Origin of the sequence: Cupriavidus sp. OTU4054, from assembly GCF_038440175.1 — a bacterium.
Taxonomy (GTDB): domain Bacteria; phylum Pseudomonadota; class Gammaproteobacteria; order Burkholderiales; family Burkholderiaceae; genus Cupriavidus; species Cupriavidus pauculus_D.
Genome location: NZ_JASATF010000022.1, coordinates 1 through 18390 on the forward strand (window position 1 = coordinate 1; position 18390 = coordinate 18390).

General features: G+C 68.8%; 16 protein-coding genes. 5 read left to right on the forward strand and 11 right to left on the reverse strand.

Annotated features, from left to right (window positions below; translation table 11 throughout):
* Nucleotides 1-116: 116 nt before the first annotated feature.
* From AAHB16_RS23095 to bcsD, 7 genes are read right to left on the reverse strand one after another with little or no spacing between them, the layout of a single operon-like run.
* The gene (locus AAHB16_RS23095) at nucleotides 117-4637 is read right to left on the reverse strand and encodes a cellulose biosynthesis protein BcsC (RefSeq protein WP_342052088.1); all 4521 of its coding nucleotides are present in this window, start codon (nucleotides 4635-4637) and stop codon (nucleotides 117-119) included.
* An 11-nt stretch (nucleotides 4638-4648) separates the two neighbouring features.
* Entirely contained in the window at nucleotides 4649-5908 is a 1260-nt protein-coding gene (gene bcsZ, locus AAHB16_RS23100; protein ID WP_342052133.1) for a cellulose synthase complex periplasmic endoglucanase BcsZ, read from the reverse strand.
* The gene (gene bcsB, locus AAHB16_RS23105) at nucleotides 5908-8331 is read right to left on the reverse strand and encodes a cellulose biosynthesis cyclic di-GMP-binding regulatory protein BcsB (RefSeq protein ID WP_223851397.1); all 2424 of its coding nucleotides are present in this window, start codon (nucleotides 8329-8331) and stop codon (nucleotides 5908-5910) included. Before bcsB ends, bcsZ begins: the two co-directional genes overlap by 1 nt.
* A 45-nt stretch (nucleotides 8332-8376) precedes the next feature.
* Nucleotides 8377-10707, reverse strand: a complete 2331-nt coding sequence (gene bcsA, locus AAHB16_RS23110; RefSeq protein ID WP_150371197.1) for a UDP-forming cellulose synthase catalytic subunit — start codon at nucleotides 10705-10707, stop codon at nucleotides 8377-8379.
* Nucleotides 10653-11429, reverse strand: coding sequence for a cellulose biosynthesis protein BcsQ (bcsQ, locus tag AAHB16_RS23115; RefSeq protein WP_150371198.1), 777 nt, complete (start codon nucleotides 11427-11429; stop codon nucleotides 10653-10655). Before bcsQ ends, bcsA begins: the two co-directional genes overlap by 55 nt.
* Nucleotides 11426-11971, reverse strand: coding sequence for a cellulose biosynthesis protein BcsP (gene bcsP, locus AAHB16_RS23120; RefSeq protein ID WP_342052089.1), 546 nt, complete (start codon nucleotides 11969-11971; stop codon nucleotides 11426-11428). The genes bcsQ and bcsP overlap by 4 nt, the downstream gene beginning before the upstream one ends.
* Nucleotides 11972-12030: 59 nt before the next feature.
* A complete protein-coding gene (gene bcsD / locus AAHB16_RS23125; protein WP_150371200.1) occupies nucleotides 12031-12486 on the reverse strand; it encodes a cellulose biosynthesis protein BcsD in 456 nt (151 codons plus the stop codon).
* A 360-nt stretch (nucleotides 12487-12846) separates the two neighbouring features.
* On the opposite strand from bcsD, the gene AAHB16_RS23130 reads away from it, so the two are divergent.
* A complete protein-coding gene (locus AAHB16_RS23130) occupies nucleotides 12847-13716 on the forward strand; it encodes a D-amino acid aminotransferase (RefSeq protein ID WP_150371201.1) in 870 nt (289 codons plus the stop codon).
* A 58-nt stretch (nucleotides 13717-13774) separates the two neighbouring features.
* On the forward strand, nucleotides 13775-14047 hold the full coding sequence (locus AAHB16_RS23135; protein ID WP_150371202.1) for a hypothetical protein: 273 nt from the start codon (nucleotides 13775-13777) through the stop codon (nucleotides 14045-14047).
* Nucleotides 14048-14071: 24 nt separating this feature from the next.
* On the opposite strand, the gene AAHB16_RS23140 is transcribed toward AAHB16_RS23135, so the two are convergent.
* From AAHB16_RS23140 to AAHB16_RS23150, 3 genes are read right to left on the reverse strand one after another with little or no spacing between them, the layout of a single operon-like run.
* Nucleotides 14072-14596, reverse strand: a complete 525-nt coding sequence (locus AAHB16_RS23140; protein WP_342052090.1) for an OmpA family protein — start codon at nucleotides 14594-14596, stop codon at nucleotides 14072-14074.
* 13 nt (nucleotides 14597-14609) lie between these two features.
* On the reverse strand, nucleotides 14610-15884 hold the full coding sequence (locus tag AAHB16_RS23145) for a diguanylate cyclase domain-containing protein (RefSeq protein WP_342052091.1): 1275 nt from the start codon (nucleotides 15882-15884) through the stop codon (nucleotides 14610-14612).
* Nucleotides 15885-15937: 53 nt separating this feature from the next.
* Nucleotides 15938-16537 carry a YfiR family protein gene (locus AAHB16_RS23150; RefSeq protein WP_446718126.1) on the reverse strand — a complete coding sequence of 200 codons (600 nt, stop codon included), beginning with the start codon at nucleotides 16535-16537 and terminating at the stop codon, nucleotides 15938-15940.
* Between the two features lie 326 nt (nucleotides 16538-16863).
* On the opposite strand from AAHB16_RS23150, the gene AAHB16_RS23155 reads away from it, so the two are divergent.
* From AAHB16_RS23155 to AAHB16_RS23165, 3 genes are read left to right on the forward strand one after another with little or no spacing between them, the layout of a single operon-like run.
* Nucleotides 16864-17418: a YXWGXW repeat-containing protein gene (locus AAHB16_RS23155; protein WP_191002180.1), complete on the forward strand. Its 555-nt coding sequence runs from the start codon at nucleotides 16864-16866 to the stop codon at nucleotides 17416-17418.
* Nucleotides 17419-17474: 56 nt separating this feature from the next.
* Nucleotides 17475-17699 carry a hypothetical protein gene (locus AAHB16_RS23160; RefSeq protein ID WP_150371205.1) on the forward strand — a complete coding sequence of 75 codons (225 nt, stop codon included), beginning with the start codon at nucleotides 17475-17477 and terminating at the stop codon, nucleotides 17697-17699.
* A gap of 39 nt (nucleotides 17700-17738) precedes the next feature.
* Nucleotides 17739-18008 carry a hypothetical protein gene (locus tag AAHB16_RS23165; protein ID WP_150371206.1) on the forward strand — a complete coding sequence of 90 codons (270 nt, stop codon included), beginning with the start codon at nucleotides 17739-17741 and terminating at the stop codon, nucleotides 18006-18008.
* On the opposite strand, the gene AAHB16_RS23170 is transcribed toward AAHB16_RS23165, so the two are convergent.
* Nucleotides 18009-18389, reverse strand: a complete 381-nt coding sequence (locus tag AAHB16_RS23170) for a hypothetical protein (protein ID WP_191002226.1) — start codon at nucleotides 18387-18389, stop codon at nucleotides 18009-18011.
* Between the last annotated feature and the right edge of the window lies 1 nt (nucleotide 18390).

Genomic DNA, 18390 nt, shown 5'->3' on the forward strand with positions numbered 1-18390 from the left:
GGGGGGGGGGGGGGCCCCCCCCCCCCCCCCGCCCTTGGGCGACAGGGTTGCCCACTTCTCCGGCCCCACTTCCCCGGCCCCTCTCCCCGGGGGAGAGGGGGGCACACCATCGCCAGTCAGAACGGCAATGCCGCCACCGCCGACTGCGGCGGCACGGGCGGGAACGCAATCGCCCCGTTCTGTTTCTGGAGCGCGTACCGCACGTAGACGCCGGCATACCACTGCCGGTAGTCGCGCGCGTTGTCGATGCCCAGCGTGCCGCCGACGAACAGCTGCTGCGCGGCCTGGTATTCGACCGAGCCGACGAGGTTGTACGCGAGCCCCGTCTTGGACTGCCCCGGATACACGGCCGACGTCTGGCTCGTCAGGTTCTGCTGGTTGGCCACGGCCACCGCCGCGTTTGCCGCGGTCTGCTGGCCCGGGTTGGTCGGGAAGTAGTCGGCATCGTCCTCGCGGAACGCCTGGACGCCGAGCGCGCCGCGCACGTGGTACGCCACGCGGCCCGAGCGGCCCGACAGCGCGAGCGGCACGGTGACCGCGAAGTAGGTCTGCGGGCTGAAGTAACCGCCGTGGCCCAGTGTGAAGTAGCGCAGGTTCTCGCTATAGCCCATCGACGTGAAGTTGATGCCCGACGTGAGCCGCTGCACTTCGTCGTCGATCAGCCGCATGTAGAACCCGCCGCCGCCTTCCCACTTGTTGTTGCGCTCGACGTCGTGGCCCGCGAGCACGCTGTAGCCGCCGTACCCGTAGATGCCGAAGAAGCCGTCGTCCCAGCCGAGGTCGGCGCGGCCGCCGCTCTGCATGACGCCGCCCCATGTGGCGCCGGTGCGCTCGTCGCGCGCGCCCGCGTACGACAGCAGGCTGTCCGTGACCGGACGGCGCGAGCCCGAGAGGGCCAGCGTGCTGCGCTGCGTGAGCGGGAAGTTCACGCGGCCGCCCGCGGTGACGTCGGTGTAGCGGAAGCCGAGCGGCGTCGATCCCACGTCGAGGCTGAAGCGATCGCTTTCGTACGCGATGCCGAGGGCCACGCCGAATGCGCTTTGCGATCCTGCCGAAGTGGAGGGCAGGGTCTGGTTGAACAGGTTCCTGCCTGTGGAGGGCAGCGTGTAGGCGAGCGGGCCGCCGCCGAAGCGGCTGGCGGTGTTGTAGTCGCCGCCGAGGTTGCCGGCATCGAGCGCGACCGGCGTGACGCGGCCGATCAGCTTGCCGTCGCCCACGGCCTTCTTGCCTTCGGCCACGACCTGGAGCTCGGTCAGCTGGCTCATGCCCGAGTCGCCATTGCGGCCGCGGAGCATGGGGCCGCCGGCGAGGGTGGTCGTGCGCTGCTGCTCGATCTCGCGCAGCTCGTCGAGTGCGGTCTTGGGGCCGGTGCGCTGCGGCTGGCTGTCGTCGGCGTCGGCGAGCCATGGGAGGCGGGACTGCGCGCCGTAGGGTTGCGGGGCGCTTTGTGCCACGGGCTGCGCGGGTTGCTGGGCCGCGTAGGCCTGCGGCGAACCATAGCCGGGCTGCTGGGCGGGCGCGTTCTGCGCGTACGCCTGCGGTGGCGCATACCCTTGCGCGGCGGGCTGTGCATAGCCAGGCGGCGTTTGGCCCTGCTGTGGATAGCCGGCTTGCGGGTACGCGGACTGCGCATAGGCTTGCTGCGGGTACGGCTGCACCGTGGCTGGCGTCTTGCCGCGCGCCGAGGTGGCACCCGCGCGTGATGTCGTCCGCGCGGTGTTCGTGCCGGGCGGCAGCGCCGCACGCGCGCCGGCGGGATAGTAGGCCGACGGGGCCTGCATGCCGGCTTGCATGCCAGCCTGCATCTGCCCGCCGGTCTGGCCGGCCGAGACGGGCATCGGGATATACGGCTGGCCTGGCATCGCCGCCGCGACGGGCATCATGCCCTGCGGCTGCGCCGCGCTCGGCACCGCCGCGTAAGTGGCGCCCTGCGGCAGCGCGCCGGGACCGCCGGCATAACCGCCGCCGCCTTGCAACGCGGAAGCGGGCACGCCCGCGTAACCCAAGCCCTGCGGCGCGGCCGTCTGGGGCACGGCGGCGTACGGCGCCGCCGAACCCGGGGGTGGGAGCTGCGACGCGCGCCGCTGGCCGGGCATGCCGACGAAGGGGTTCGCGGGAACGCGGTCGAAGCCCGCGCCCGGGGGCCGCGTGCCGTCGGCGAGCGCGTTGCCCGTGGCCGCCTCCGCGGCGACAGCCTGCCGGAAGTACTGCTCGGCCTTCGCATTGCGGCCCTGCGCGCGGTAGAGGCGACCTGCCGCCGTGAGCACGGCGGCCGAGTTCGGCGACTGTTGCAGCGCGGGCTGCAGGGCCTGCTCGGCCCAGCGATACTCCTTCGCGGCCGTCGCGGTGCCGATCGCGGCGAGCCGCAGATCGAGGTTGTTCGGCTCGCGCGAAAGCACGCTCTGGTAGATATCGAGCGCCTGCTTGTTCTCGCCCGCCTGCGCATACATCCGCGCGAGGCTCGCGCGCACGGCGCTGCTGCCGCCGCGCTCTGACAGCGCGGGCGCCAGCATGTCGTAGGCCGCCACGAGGTCGCCCGCTTCGGTCAGCGCGTCGGCCTGCCGCACGATATACGCGACGCGCAGATCGTCGTAGTCGCGCCGCTGCCGCGTGGTCATCTGCGCGCCGGCGAGTTGCCGCAGCAGCCCCGCCAGTTCCATGTCCTGCCGCGTCTTGAGCAGGATGGCCGCATATTGCAGCTGCGTGCCCACGTCGGGCAGCACGGAACGGCTCATCGCGCCGCGCATCAGCGAAAGCGCGCGCTGGTCGTCGCCGGCATCGGCATAGCCCTGCGCCAGCGCGCCGATCAGCTCGGGATCTCCCTGCGCAAAGCGTTCTGCCTGTTGCAATACGCCGAGCGCGGCCGGCTGCTGGCCGGCACTGGCGAGACCGCTCGCGCGTTCCGCTTCGGCGTGCACCCACAGCCGGCGCTGCAGCGTGCCCATCTCGGCCGTGCGCTGCGCGGCGGGGATCTGCTCGAGCAGATCGAGACCGCGCTGCCACGCATTGGTCTCGGTCGCGAGCAGGGCGCTCGCGAAGAGCGCCTCCACGTTGTTCGGCGCGGAGGCGAGCAGATTGTCCATCACGTTCCGCGCCTGCTCGGGCATGCCCATCGCCACGTAGTTGCGCGCCACGTCGAGCCGCACCCATGGATTCATCGGGTCGGCGGCCATCGCGTCCTCGAGCAGGCGCCGCGCGCCGGCCGCATCGCCGGCCTGCAGTGCCTGACGCGCTTCGGCACGTGCCTGATCGGCGCGCAGGCGGCCCACGGAGCCCACCTTGTCGCGCTGCGCGGGCGTCATGCGATCGACGAGCGCGAGCGCCTCGGTGCTCTTGTTCTGCGCCGACAGCACGCTGACGAGGCCGCGCTGCGCATCGGGATTGTCGGGTTGGCGCTGCAGCACGCGGCGGTAGGCGGCCTCCGCCTGCGCGTACTGGCGGTCCTCGGCCAGCAGATCGGCGAGCGCGACCTGCGCGCTTACCTCATTGGCGTCGAGCCGCACCGCGCGCTCGAGCAGCTGGCGTGCCTGGGCACGGTTGCCGGATTCGCGCGCGGCCGTCGCCTGCTGCACGAGCAGCCAGTACTGCGCGCTGTTCTGCGCCTGCCGATAGCGCGTGCCCGCGCCATTGCGCGCCGCGCGTTCGAGCAGGTCGCTGGCCTCGGCGAACTTCTCCTGCTTCAGGCGCAGCACGCCCATGCCCGCGAGCGCATCGGGATCGTTGGGCCGCTGCGCGAGGACGCTCTGGAAGCGTTCCGCGGCACGCACCTGGTCGCCCGCATTGAGCGCGGCAAAGCCCTGCTGCGCCACCGCGCGCAACGGATCCGCGGCGGGCGTGGATGCGCGCTCGGTCTCGCTCTGGCGCGTGATCGCATCGAGCTTCGCGCGAATGGCGGCATCGTCGGCATGCGTGGCGAGCCATGCCTGATAGAACGGTGCGTCGGCGGGGCGGCCGCCGAGCCAGTTCAGCGCGCGGCGCCATGCCTCGGCCGCCTGCGCGCCGACGTCGGGACGCGCGGCCAGCGTCTCGAGCTGGCGAATGCCGTCGCGCCGCGTGGCATCGCGATAGGTCAGGTGTTGCGCGAGCGCGAGCTGCGCGCGCGCATCGGACGGGTTGTTGCGCGCGATCTGCTCGAGCCCACGTCGCGCCTGATCCCAGCCCTGCGCGGTGCCGCCGAGCGTCTGGTAGTACTCGAGCGCGAGGTCGCCCTGCGGCACGGCGCCGCCGGCGGCCTGCTCGTATCGCTTGACCGCTTCCTCGGCCTGGCCGCTGCGCGCGAGCTCGCGCGCCTGTTCCACCTGCTGGCGCGTGCCTGCCGAGCCACGCTGGATGGATTGCGCGAGCTGCCGAGAGAGCGCGGAATTGGGCTGCACGCGGTTGAGGCGGTCGAGGTAGCTGCGCGCGCTGTCCGCGCGGCCCGCCTCGAGTTCCGAGACGCCCATGCCATAGAGCGCCTCCGGCTGGTTCGGATCGAGCCGCAGGATCTTCTGCCACGACTCGGCCGCGCGATCGGCGCGGCCGCGCGCCTGCCAGTACTTGCCCTGATCGACGAGCACCTTGACGGGGTCTTCCTGCGCGCCGGCCGTCGAGGCCAGCGTGGCCAGCAGACCGAACATCAGTGAACGTGCGGGGGCCATCCTTCGTCTTTTCAGGCTGTCTTGCCGCGACATGGGCCCTCCCGTTTTTCCGATGGCTCCCACTCCATCTCCAGTCGCCCAGACGGGCCGAATCGATAGCGGCCTTCGATATGACCGAGGCCGAACAGTCCCAATACCGTGTCGTAGTACGCGGGTGCGGCAGGTCCCGCTGGGGCACCGACCATCGCCTCCGCGCGCGCGCGCTGCGCGGCGAGGGCGGGCGAGTCCGCCAGCTTGAGGAACGGCAGCAGCGCGGCCGAGAATCCCGGCGGGCCATTGCCTTCGAGCGCGCCCGTGTCCGCATGCATCTTCTCGGGCGGCGCTGCGCGGCCATCCATGCGCTGTGCGTTGGGCAGCAGCGCGCGCATCAGCGTGCGGCTCGCGCCATCGGCCGCGGGCGTCATGCCGGCCCACAGATAGACGCGGATGGCGTCGTAGCTGCTCAGGTCGCCCGTGGCCGGATCGGTGATGAAGCCCGACGCATCGCCACCCGTACCCCGCGCACCCCCTGCACGATAGGCGGACCAGTCCGGCACGATGCCCTGCCTGGCCACGGCCTCGATAAATTTCGGCGTCTGCGTCGCGAGCGCGCTCCATGGGCCGTTGCGATCGAACGCGGCAAGGCGGCGGAGCACGGGTACCGGCAGATAGCTGGCGTTGAGGCGCCATGTCCGTTGACCATCGGGCTTGCCCTCGACGAACCCCTGCGGGCCGGGCAGCAGCATCGTGCCGAAATCGGGCAGCGTCACCACTTCCTGCTTCGCGACGAGGGTCAGCAGCGCGCGCGCGGCATCGCCATAGGCCGGTGCTTTCCAGACACGCGCGGCCTCCGCCAGCGCGAACGCGAACCAGAGGTCGGCATCCGATGCCGGATTGGCATCGATCACGCCCCACGAATTGTCATTGCGGCGGCCCCATTGCCAGGCGGGCAGCTTGTCGGCGAGATTGCCGGCGCCGAGATTGGCCACGCTCCATTGCCACAGCCGGTCGAACGTGGCGCGGTCGTTGGCGATCAGCGCGAACACCATGCCGTACGACTGGCCTTCCGACGTGCTGTGCTGCGCGGGCGTGGAGGGATCCACCACGCGGCCGTCGGCCTGCACGAAGCGCGACAGGAACTGCTGATAGAACGGCCAGGGGCAGGGCGCCGCGGCCCGTGCCTTGCCCGCGGGTGCCGCGCAGGCGGCCAGCGGTGCCGCAAGCAGTGCGGCGCCCGCCGCGCCGAGGCGGGCGAGCTGGACGAGGTGGCGCCGTCGCGCGCGATTCGCCATCACGCCTGACCCGCCTTGCGCCGGCGCGCGAGACTGCGCAGCGACAGGAACAGCAGCGCCGCGAGCAGCAGCGTGGCGCCGCCGGCCATCAGCACGAGCGCGAGCGGGCGTTGCGAGAGCCACCATTGCAGCCATGTCCACGGCGACAGGCGTCCCACTTCATAGGTCTGCTGGGCGGCCAGGCTGTCCACTTCCTTGCCGCGCACGAGCACGAGGCTGCCTTGCACTTCCTTCAGGCGATCGGGGTCGAGCAGCGCGTCGGTAACGTTATGGAGACCGTTGGTCGCGTTGCTGGTGACCACGACGACGCTGCGGCCCGATTGCAGCGGCGACTCGAAGCCCGCGAGCGCGGCATCGGTACCCGCGCTGCTGATGGAGAGCTGCGTCTCGGCGCGCGCGTTGCGCGTGCCGTCGGCACCGTTCCACCAGCCGAGGATCGACGAATACACGTCCGTCAGCGTAAAGCGCTTGGCATTGCCCGTGAGCGAGACGGGCATGCGGTCCGCCCATTGCGTGAGCAGCGGCTGCCCCTGCGTGGTGCCGATGACGAGCAGATCCTTCGCCGCGACCTTGGCCACATCGTCGGGGCCGACGACGGATACGCCGGTGGCGGGGTAACCCGTGGACTCGCCCATGCGGCCGAGCAACGTGAGGTACGTCGAGTAATCGTCGGCGGAAGGTTGCGACGGCAGTACGACGGCGCTGTCGGACAGATCCGCCATGCGCGTGAACGGAAAGCCGCTGTTGCCGAACACCGCGAGGTCCGGCAGCGAGATGAAGTGCGGCAGGCCGGAGACGTCGATGGTGGAATCGGGATCGATCGCGCCCTTGACGTTGTCCAGCAGCACGTCCTTGCACGCGCCCTGCTTGAGGTAGTCGTAGTAGAAGTGGAACTGCAGCTGCGTCTGCGCGGGCAGCATGAACAGCGGCAGGTCGAGGCGATGCTGCGCGGGCGCGGAACCGTCGGGCAGCACGCTTTCCAGCAGGCGCGTCGCGCGGCCCTGTTCGTCCTTGAGCGCGCGCAGCGGGTAGGCACGCAGGAACTGCCGGTTCACGTTGATGTTCAGCGTCGATTTGTCGACGGTCGGGCGCGGCGTGTAGCGATACTTCAGATCGACCGGAATGCCCTTGCTGCGCCAGCCGAACAGATCGGGCGGCAGGCGGAAGCCCACGCGCACGAGGTCGGGGTTGTAGCCCGACACGTTGAGGTCCGCCACCGGCGTGAGCTCGCCGAAGCGGACGGGGCGGTCGCTGCGCAGCCAGTTCGGCGCGTCGTACGGCTCGCGCGGCTTGACGTCGTCGAGCTTGGTGATGGTCGCGCGCGGACCGGACAGCGCGCGCGCACCGAGCGTCAGCGCGCGCGCGGCCACCTTGAGGTCCGCGCTGTTGGCGCCCATCACGAGCAGCAGCTTGGCCGACGGATCGGACGGATTCGGCACGATCGCGAGCGACGGGCCGTCGATGGCCGGGAGCTCGACGCCAGCCGGGCGTTCCTGGCTCGTGGCGAACACCACCGCGTTGCCGGACGACGGCACCTGGTTGAGCGCGGCGGGGAACGTCGCGCCGCGATAACCGGCCAGGCCGCCGAACCACGACGATACGGCCCCCGCGGCCTCGAGCGTGGCCGGCGAGGGCGCACCCGCGAACACGAATGGCAGGTTCAGCTGGCGCACGTCGCGGCGGTCGAAGAACGGCAGCGGCAGCAGCGACAGTTCGTTGGCGAGCGCGACCGGCGTGACGGTCAGCTCGAGCACGCTTGCATTGCTGACCGTCGCCCAGAGACTCGAATGGAACGGGTCCTCGCACTCGGTCGTGTAGTGGCCGATCAGCTGCAGGTTCAGGCGGTTGAACTCGCTGATCAGACGCGGCTCGAGCGTGACCTCGCGGTCGAGGCTCGTGCCCGCCGTTTCCTTGGGCACCGGCACCGTGGCCGCGACTTCGCCATTGATGATCACGTTGATATGCGACAGCGCGGGAATCAGCGCCGGCGAATAGTTGTAGCGCAGCTTGAGCTTCGCGCCCGTCACCACTTCGTCGGCGCGCACCGAGAACGGCACGCCGTTGATGCCATCGACGCCGCGCAGCTGGAACGGGCCGTCGGCGCCGAGCTGCTTGAGCGTGACCGCGAGCGTGCGGGACGCGCCGCGCGCGGGTGGCGCGGCGGGAACCGGGGCGTTCGAGAGCGGGGCCATGACCGCGGCCGTCCCCGTGGAGCGCGGCGACGGATCGGGTTGCGGCTGGGATTGCGCGAGCAGCGTCTGCGCATGCGCGGGCATCGTCGCGGGCAGCAGCGTCAGGCAGACGAGGGCGGCGGCCAGTCTCGAAGGCTTGGCGGACTTGGCGGAGGAATCGGTCGTGCTAGACGTATCGGGCGTCATCGATCGGATGAAATCGGGTTTCCGGTTCCGGCGGTCACGGGACATGTGCGGCCGGTCATGCGTGCTGAATGCGAGCGTAACGGGTGTGGGTCAGCGTCCCGCCTGCCCGCCGGACGCGGCGGGCGTGGCGGACTTGCGGCGGAACAGATGCCGCATCTCCCGGCTCAGGTGGAACATCACGTTCTGGAAGCCCATGAGGCCGATGCGGAAGATCTGGCTCGCGGCCATGCGCGGCGCGTCGCGGCGCTTGTTCCCCCACGAGTCGATCCACGCATCGGCGCGCGAGAACGTGCACTGCACGAAGGCCATCTCTTCGCGCGGCGACATTTTCGCGAGCTCGAGCCCCGTGTGCCGCGCGCCATGGAAGACCACGCGCGCGGGGAACGTATGCTCGGCGTTCTGCAGGTAGAGCGAGATCTGTACCGAATCGCCGACGCTGGCCGGCACGCCCTGCGGCAGGCGGATACCGAGGCCGCCTTCGGCGAAGTCCACGGTCTCGCAGACGACCGCGCGGCCATCGGCGAAGCGCAGCGTGGCGGGGAGCTTCATCGCCACGCGATGGGCCACGCGGATCTGGCGCGATTCGCTGGCCACCGCGATGGATGCGCCGAGGATGATCAGGTTGTAGACGGTCCAGATCAGGTTCAGCACGACCGTGGTCGCCTCGTGCGTGTTCCATACCGTCAGCCGCCCGATGCCGATGCCCACGCCGATGAGGTTGGCGAGCAGCAGGATCAGGTAGGGCCGCGAAATGATCCAGTCGAAGTACGCTTCCTCGATCACGCCGCCCTTCGGCGTCACGTTGAACTTGCCCGCCGCGGGGTTGAAGAATGCGACCATCGTCGGCCGCATGATGTACCACGCGAGCACCGACTCGTAGACCTCGTTCCAGAACGAATGGCGGAACTTGCCTTGCACGCGCGAGTTCGTCATGTTCGCGTGCAGCAGGTGCGGCAGCGCGAAGATCGCGATCGTCAGCGCCGGGGCCTGGATCACGTGCGCGCCAAACAGCAGGTAGGCCAGTGGCGCGGTCAGGAACACGAGCCGCGGCAACCCATAGAAGAAGTGCAGCATCGCGTTGAGGTAGCACAGCCGCTGCGGCAGCTTCAGGCCGGGGCCCAGCAGCGGATTGTCGAGCCGGCAGATCTGCGCCATCCCGCGTGCCCAGCGAATACGCTGGCCCACGTGGCCCGACAGGCTTTCCGTGGCGAGGCCGGCCGCCTGCGGAATGGCGAGGTAGGCGGTGCCGTAGCCCTTGCGGTGCAGCTTGAGCGCGGTGTGCGCGTCCTCGGTCACGGTCTCGATGGCAATGCCGCCCACTTCCAGCAGCGGCGCGCGGCGGATGACCGCGCACGAGCCGCAGAAGAACGTGCCGTTCCAGAGGTCGTTGCCGTCCTGCACGAGGCCGTAGAACAACTCGCCTTCGTTCGGCACGTCCTGGAACGTATTGAGGTTCTTCTCGAACGGGTCGGGCGAGAAGAAGTAGTGGGGCGTCTGCAGCATCGCGAGCTTGTGGTCCTTGATGAACCAGCCCATGCAGACCTGCAGGAACGAGCGCGTGGGAATGTGGTCGCAGTCGAAAATCGCCACGTACTCGCCGTTGGTGCTCTTGAGCGCTTCGTTGATATTGCCGGCCTTGGCGTGGCGATTGTGATTGCGGATGACGTGCGTGACACCCACTTCCTCGCAGAACGCGCGGAACTCCTCGCGGCGGCCGTCATCGAGCACGTAGACGTTGATCTTCTCGCGCGGCCAGTCGAGCGACATCGCCGCGAACACGGTCGGCTTCACCACCGACAGCGGTTCGTTATAGGTCGGAATGAAGATATCGACCGTCGGCCACGTCGAGACGTCCCTGGGCATGGCCGCCGGCTTGCGGTTGAGCGGCCATGCGGTCTGGAAGTAGCCGAGCAGCAGCACGAGGAACGCGTAGATTTCCGCGAGCACGAGGCCGAAGCCGAACGCCGCGTCGATCCAGCTCTCGAAACCGACGGTCTCCGTCAGCCGCCAGTACATATAGCGGCTGGACGCGGCGATCGACAGCAGCACGAGCATCAGCGTGGCAAGGTGGCCGCGCACGCGGTTCAGGTAGATCGCGAGTGCGAAGCTGACGGCGGCGAACGCGATCTGCTGGTAGAAGTCCAGCGGCACGCTGATCACGAGCGCGAACATGAACAGCCCGAGCAGCAGCGCGATCGTGCGGACGATCGCGTTGTCCCAGAGGGGGAGCGCGATAAAGCGGTCGATCAGGCGATGGACCACGCCGCTGCCCGAACGCGCGCGGCGCCGGGCCGACGGTTTCGCGCCCGCCTTCGCTTTGCCCGTGTTGGCCTTGCCCGCGTTCGCCTTGTCTTTCGCCGTCGCGCTCACGCGGTCTCTCCCTGGACGGTGCTCAGTCGTTGCCGCAGCCACGCGGCGCATCGCTGGATATCGTTGCCCGCCTGGCTGTGCGGGCTGTACTCGAGCACGCTGCGGTCGTAGGCCAGCGCCTCGGGCACGGCCTGGTCCTGATGCACGACGCCGAGCACGCGGCTGCCGAGCTGGTCGCGCAGCACCTGCACGACGTCCTTGCCGAGCTGGCGGCTGACGTCGACCTGATTGATCACGTGCACCTGGCCGAGGAAGTCGGGGCGGCTCGCGCAATAGGTGTGGATGAGGTCTTCCATCAGCGGCAGCGTGGCGTACGACGCGGCATCGGCCAGCGTCACGGCCACGCAGAGGTGCGCGTTCGTCAGCGCCTGGCGCATATAGGGCGAGGGGCCCGGCGGCGTGTCGATGACGACCACGTCATTGCGGCCCAGGCCCAGTGCGTCCAGCTGGCTGCGCAGCCAGTTCGGATGCGTGGCCAGATGCTGTTCGAAGTTCGCGCGATCGATTTCGGTCAGGCTGCCGAACGGCAGTACGAGCACGCGCGAGCGGCCCTGATAGATACTCTCGACCCACCGCTCGCCGGCGAGCGTCGCGCGCGCATGGCCGGCCACGTCCTGCGGCGGCATGCCGAAGTGCAGGCGCAGCGCGTTCTGCGGGTCGAGGTCGACCGCGAGCACGCGTTCGCCGGCCTGGGCGAGCGACTCCGCGAGATTGGCGGACAGCGTGGTCTTGCCCACGCCGCCCTTGGCGGAAACAACGGCGATGATCTTCACGAGCGATTCAGACGGTCGAGGAAAGAACGGCGAACGGGGGCGCGCTCGGCCGTGGCCGGCGCCTCGGTACGGCCCTCGAGCCGTGCGAAAACGTTCTGCAGGGTGCCCGGCGCCGGGCTTGCCGCGCGCGGTGCGTGTGCGGGGGGCTCGAGCGGCGGCAGGGCGGGCGCGGCGACCGGCGATGCGGGTTGCCACAGCGGCTGCGCGGGGGATGCCGGGGCCACCGCCTGCGGCGCGGCAGCGACCGGTGCGACCGGGGCGGCCGGAGCGACCGATGTGGTAACGGCGTCGGGCGCCGAAGCCGCGAAGCGCGCACCGATCCCGCTATCGGCCTGGGCGGCGGACACGGGCTGGATGCCCGATGTCAGCGACGCTGCCTGCACCGGCGGCGTCGGCATCGACTGGTCCGCGCGCATCGCGGCAAGCAGCGGCCAGCGCTCGCGTGCCTCCTTGGCGGCGTCCTCGCGCACGATCTCGCGGTAGGTATCTTGGCGGCCGCCGAAGCGGTCGAACAGCTTGGTGAGATCGTCTGACTGGCTCATGGCAATTTACTTTCCTGGCGGCTGCCGCCGGATACGCTCCGGCTTGCGGGGCGCGCCAGTCATCGTCCGAAGCGAAACTCCACACTCCCTGTCGCATCCACGGCAGATTGCTGGGAAACCTGAAGCGTTTCCGAAGAGCCGAGCATGCGGAACCAGTGCTGATAGGCGCCTTGCAGAAACGCGCTGCTCCACGCGTCGGATGACTCGCCGAATGCCGTGCGCAGCGGCGCGCAATGGTGGCGGATGACGAGCGCGTCGCCGTTGTCCTCGATGCCGGTCCATCCCCAATCGACGTCGAGCCAGACCTGCGCGATCGCCCGCTCGAGTTCGGCGAGCGTGCCGCACGGGCCGAGGTCGAAGCGCTGGGCGAAACGTGCACCAATACGCGCCATGAATTCACGCGCGCCGTCGGGGCTCATCTGCGCGACGAGTTCTTCGCCGAGCGCACCCAGGAAGTCGCGCCACTGCGTGGCGCAGTGACGCTCGGTCAGGTATTGAAGAGCCGCTTCGTTCACTTGTGAGTTCCCATCTTTAGCCGATCGTTTCGCCACAGACGGGCGTTTTGATGTTGTCCGAATTCATTGCACGAAGCAAAGGAATTGAAATTAATACATAGGGCGTGCACTGGGCTCTGTTTCACGGAAGCAACACTCTCATCGATCATAGGCGGCGGTATCGCCACCCCGCCGTCTGAAACGCTTGTTCGAGCAGGAAACATGCCGTCTGCAGACCGGTCGCGCCGCACGGTTTCAGTGCATTTGCGAAGATTGCGGTCGCGCGAAAAAGGCATGCCGTTTTTGCATGGAGGCGCCCCGCGCGGTGTGGAAGAATCGTGGCATTCCTCCTCCTCGCCTTTACGCGAAATCGCCTCAGCCATGACCGAACCCGTCGTCTATCTCAATGGGGAAATGCTCCCCCTGTCCGAAGCGCGCATCCCCGTCCTCGACCGCGGCTTTATCTTCGGCGACGGCATCTACGAAGTGATTCCGCTGTACGACGCCAAGCCGTTCCGCGCGCAGCAGCATCTGGCGCGCCTGCAGCGCAGCCTGGCGTCGATCGGCATTCCCGATCCGTTCTCGACCGCCGAATGGCTGGCACTGATCACGCGCGTAGTGACTGCTAACGCACTGGGCGATCAGATGGTTTACATCCAGGTCACGCGCGGCGTGGCCAAGCGTGCACATGCGTTCCCGAAGGATGTGACGCCGACCGTACTCGTCATGACCAATCCGCTCGTGCTGCCCTCGGCGGAACTGCGCGAGAAGGGCGTGGCGTGCGTGACGATGGAAGACCGCCGCTGGCTCAACTGCCAGATCAAGTCGACGTCGCTGCTGGGGAATGTGCTGGCGGCGCAGAATGCGGCGAAGCACGGCGTGACCGAAACGATCCAGTTCCGCGACGGCTTTCTGACCGAGGCATCGTCGTCGAACGTCTGGGTGGTGAAGGGCGGCCGTGTCGCGGCACCGCCGAAGGACAACCTGATTCTGGAAGGGATCCGTTACGGCCTGATGGAAGAGCTGTGCGCGGCGATGGATATTTCGCTGGAGGCACGCCGCATCACCCGCGACGAAGTCTTCGCCGCGGATGAAATCATCATCTCGTCGGCCACGAAGGAGATCCTTCCGGTGGTCACGCTCGACGGCAGCACGATCGGCAGCGGCAAGCCGGGCCCCGTGTTCGCGAAGCTGTATGCGGGTTATCAGGCCGCCAAGCTGGCATCGAGCGACGAGCTGACCGCGTCCTGACCGATCGCGGCATGCGTGCTACGATGCCCGCGGACGAACCACCGATTGGAGGCCAGTCATGGCCAAGCGCGGACGTAGCTGCCGTGTCCTGAAGGAAGAAGTCAGCCGGCGCGTGCACCAGATCGACGAGATTGCGGACGACGGCGCGCATATCCGCGTGCCCGATCCCGTCCCCCATGCACGCGATGCGCGCGGCCGAAACTGGGACATGGCGCGCTTTGGCAATGCGCGCGGCTACGAAGCCAGCATCCGCGCCGTGGTGGATGACGTGCGCGACGAGTTCGACCTCGTGGACGAACCCGAGTCGCGCGTGCCGAATCCTTTCGAATAAGCGCGTTCGAATGATCGAACGCGTTCAGTCCACCGTCACGATGATCGCCACGCGCCGGTTCTCGGCGCGTCCCGCGGCGGTCTTGTTATCGGCCACCGGCCGCGACTTGCCGAGTCCGCGCACCTCGATGTGATCGCGCGCGAAACCCGCCTCCACCAGCAGCCTGACCACCGCCAGCGCGCGGCGTAACGACAGTATCCGGTTGTACTCGTCGGTACCGACGTCGTCGGTGTGCCCGTCGACACGCACATGCTCGATACCGGCCCGCGACAGCGCACGCCCGACGTCGAGCACCGAAAACCGGCGGGGGCCGCTGATGGTGTGCTCGTCGAAACCGAACAGCACCTTGTGCGGCATGCCCAGTTCCCAGCCCTGATCCGTCAGCGCGAACCCTTTCTCCTTGAGCACCGTGACCTGTGTCGGGCTCAGTTTCGGCGGTGGCGGTTCGGGCGGCGGCGCGGGCGGCACGGTCTGGCAGCCCGCGATCGCGACGGTGCAGACGAGCAGGGTCACGGCGAGCCGGGCGAGGCGCGCGAGCGGGAGCGGCATCGGCGAAGACTCCTCAGACCAGCGTGTCGGGCGGCGTCGGCTCGGCGCTGCGCCACGTGGCGCCCGAGTGCCGCTTGGCCCCGTACATCGCGACATCGGCCGCATGCAGCAGGCCCTTGGCGCTGCGCGCATGCACCGGGTAGATCGCCAGGCCGATGCTCATCGGCGCGACGATCGTGCCGCCGCTGGGGAGCAGCAGCGGCGATTGCATGGCCTCCAGGATATGTTCGGCGATCTGCGCGGCATCCTCGGGCTGACGCAGCCCCGTTGCAAGCACCGCGAATTCGTCGCCGCCGAGACGCGCCACGAGGTCGGTCTCGCGCATGCAGCCGCGGATGCGCTGCGCGATGCCGATCAGCACGGCATCGCCGGCCGCGTGGCCGTGGCGGTCGTTGATGTTCTTGAAGTCGTCACTGTCTAGATAGAGCACGGCGGTATGCTGGTTACGCGCGGCGGCACTGCGAACCGCGAGTTCCAGTGCCTCTTCGAATGCCGCGCGGTTGAGCAATCCTGTCAGACCGTCGTGCGTCGCACGGTGCGCGAGCGAACGGTTCTCGTGCTGCATCTGGCTCTGCCATGCCTCGAGCTCGTCGAGCAGGCCGTTGAAGTCCTCGCCCAGCGCGTTGAGTTCCGCGATACGCGCGGGCGGCATGCGCTGATCGAACGCGCGTTGGGAACGCACGGCATGGGCCACGCGCATCAGGTTACGCACGGGGTCGATGATATGGACGAGCATGCGGCTGGACATGTAGTGCGCGCCGATGGCCGTGAGCAGCAGGCAGGCGAGCAGTCCCAGCGTGCCCTGCACGAGGAAGTGCAGCAGCGCGACGGGATCGCCCGCCACCTGCACGCTGCCGACCTGCTGCGACTCGTGATAGATCGGCTGCTCTACGGGGCCCGACGTCAGCAGGTCCGTGGCCAGCCGCTGCAGCGCCGGAAAGCGGTGCGAGTCGGCGCGCTGCCAGGCCGCGAGCGGCTGATGGTCGCGATCGAAGATCTTCGCCATCGCCACGTCCTCGGTGGCCGCGATGAGCGAGAGCGTCTCGGTGGCGGCCGCGGTGTCGCGGAACACGACGGGCGCCTCCACCGTATAGGCAATGGATCGCGCGACCAGCCGCAGGTTGTGATCGGCATAGGCACGCAGCGCGGTGAGCCCGAGCGCGGTGAGCGAGATGCCGGCCGTGCAGACGGCGATCAGCGCCACGCTCAGGTGAATGCGTCGCAGCGTGCCATACAGGGTCGGCCGCGCATGCGTCTTTCGGACGGGGCGCGCCTTGGGCGTCGTCACCGGAGACGACTGTGACGAAGACGGCTGTGACGAAGACGGGTTGCGCGGCGCGTTCATGATGCGGGCGCCTTGCGCCGGCCGAGCTGCAGCACGCCGGGATGGACATGGATGCCGCTGCGCGCGATCGAGTCCAGATTCACGCGGAACGACACCTGGTTGTCGCGGATATTGAGGCAGAACATGCTGCCCGCCTCGCACTCGAAATCTTCCTCCGCGATCACGAGCACCGGCTTGCCCGCCAGTTCGTCCGCGAGGCGCTTGCGGCGGGCGTCGGAGACCGTGCCGACGTACAGCGCGTCGCACGCGGGCGCGATGGCTTCGGTCATCAGGTCGATCCGGCGCGACTCGACGAAACGGCCCGTCGTCAGCGCGCCGCCTTCCATGAGCTTGCCCGCGTAGCGCGTGCCGGTGTCGACGCACAGCCGCACGGTATCGCGCTCGGTGGGCCAGCGCGCGTAGCTGAGCAGGCTCAGGACCACGCGCGCCACCGCGTCCTGCCGGGAGCCGGGCGCCGAGGGAGACGCAGAGGGGGGCGCCGGCGGCAGTCCGGTGACGGCGGAGCCCTGCGCGAACGCGATCGGCGACGGCATTGCCGCCTGGGCGGTCACGAGTGCCAGCGCCAGCCCGGCGCGGCAGAAGAAGTGGGCGGCCATGTCGAAGTGAGGGCGCGCGGCGCCGGGGCGAGAAAAGGCGATAGCAGTCAACGAATGATCGACATCGATGATCGACACTAAACGGCACGGCGTGATGGATACGGTAGTCCGCTCTCATGGCGGCGTCGGTGGTCCAGGGCACGCAGGGCCTCACTACTTTTCGGCGCGACTCGCGGGAACTGTAGACCTAAATGTCTGCGCCCGGCATCGGTCAAACGCCTGCGGCTTCGTAATTTCCCGATACCCTTTCTTACATAGAAGCGGCGAAAGGGTGGCTAGACTGCGATCAAATGCTTCCCGCACAAGACAACAACATGAGGGTTTATATGCTTTGTCGCCGTTTCAATCGCCGCATCCTCGCGCTGGCGGGTCCCGTAGTGGCCGCCGCCGCAGCCCTGCTGGCCATCGCGTACGTGCCGTCGGCGCAGGCGCAGGTCAACGTCGCCATCGGCATCAACACGCCGCCGCCGGCGCCGATCTACGAGGTGGTGCCCGGCCCGCGTCCCGGTTACGTCTGGCAGCCCGGTTACTGGGGGTGGGACGACCACCATCACCGCCACCACTGGCGCAAGGGCCGCTGGGCCCATGCGCGGCCCGGGTATGTCTACCAGTCGCCGCACTGGGTGCATGGCGGCAATGGCTGGGTCATGCGGGGCGGCGGCTGGGACCGCGGGCATGGCGGCTACTACGGCGGTCCGCGGCATGGCTACGGGCCGGGATACGGCCATCCGCCGCGCCATCATCCGGGCCATGGTTTCCACGGCGGCCCCGGGCGGGGGCATGGAGGCGGTCATGGGGGCGGCCACGGCCACGGCGGGGGACACCGCGGCGGCGGGCATGGCGGCCATGGTGGGCATGGCGGCGGTCACGGCCATCGCTGACCGCGCCATGGCGCCATGCTAGGATGCCCGCAGCGGTCCGAACATGGAGGCATGACATGGCGAAGCAGGTCTTCTCGCGCGCGCAGTACCTCGATATTCTCAACGACAGCCTGCGCAAGCATCCGGGCTGGCAGCCCGGCATGGCGTTCGTATTCCTGCCCCCGGGCGCGGATGCGAGCCAGGCTTCAGGCGTCGGCTGCACGGGCCCGCTCGAGGCCATGCCCGTTTATTGCGAGATCGAGCGCGTGGCGTCGGGACTCATCGAGGTCCGCGCCGGGTAGAATGGCGCCCTTTATTGGCTCTGCTGGGAATATACGGTCGTGAAAAAGACGGATCTCGAAAAGAACAAGGGTCTCAAGATCAACAACGACATGAAGCACGCGGCAGCCGTGCGCGGTGGCGCCGGTGGGCAGGGCGAGAAGATCGACCGCCGCGAACAGCGCCGGCTCGATCAGGCCGCCGGCCTCGTGCCCTTCGCCTGCAAGCTGGACGGCAAGCTCGTCGCCCGGCTGCAGGAACTGGCCAAGGATCACCCGGGCGGGATCAATGGCCTGATGGGCGAAGTGGTAACAAAAGGTCTCGGAGACTGATCAGTCTTCCTCTTCCTCGTCGAGGAATTCGCGGCGCAGCATCCAGTTGGCGATGGCTTCGTCGCAGACCTTCTTGAGCTTGTTCTTCTCCGGCAGCTTGTCGAACAGCTGGAAGTTCACGAGTGCCATGCCGGCATCGGTGATGTAGAACAGGCGGTCGGGCTCGTCGTAGTGCACCACGCGTCCGTCGATGCCGCTTTCGTCGCTGTCGGCGGGCATGTCCTCGAGTTCGACCACGCGGCACGTGAAGCGCGGGCTGCGCGTGTGCGTGAGGTACTCGAATTCGTCGTGCGTGATGTCGCCGCCCTTGTCGGTGGCGATGGCGAAGCCCCAGATAAAGCGGGGCATCGGCAGATCGGACAGATCGTCAATCTCGTCCATC